The following is a 387-nucleotide window of genomic DNA, read 5'->3' as shown; positions in this document are numbered from 1 at the left end:
GCGGTGTCCAGGGCGCGGGTGTGGGCGCCCATGTCCTCGTGGACCTTGAAGCCGGAGGCGCCGCCCTCGGCCAGGGCCTCGATCAGCGGCGCCGGATCGGAGGACGAACCCCGGCCCAGGAAGCCGATGTTGACCGGCCAGGCGTCGAAGGCGTTGAAGGCGTGCCGCAGCGCCCACGGCGAGTTGACGCCGACGCCCCAGGCCGGCCCGAACTCCTGGCCGATGATGGTCGTGACGCCGGAGGCCAGCGAGGCCTCCATGATCCGCGGTGACATCAGGTGGACGTGGGTGTCGATGGCACCGGCGGTGGCGATCATGCCCTCGCCGGAGACGATCGTCGTGGCGGGTGAGGCCACCCCCAACCACCCCCCCCCGGTGTGCGGGGTG

The 387-nt window shown here is 72.6% G+C and carries 1 pseudogene; it reads right to left on the bottom strand.

Annotated elements, in window-relative coordinates:
• Positions 1-387 (bottom strand): annotated as a pseudogene (locus ACFV0G_RS23955) (amidohydrolase family protein); the annotation flags it as partial.

It is taken from the genome of Kitasatospora sp. NPDC059571 (assembly GCF_042735675.1).
Lineage (GTDB): Bacteria > Actinomycetota > Actinomycetes > Streptomycetales > Streptomycetaceae > Kitasatospora.
The sequence above is the reverse complement of the archived record's forward strand: the minus strand, read 5'-3'. Positions and strand labels throughout refer to the sequence as shown.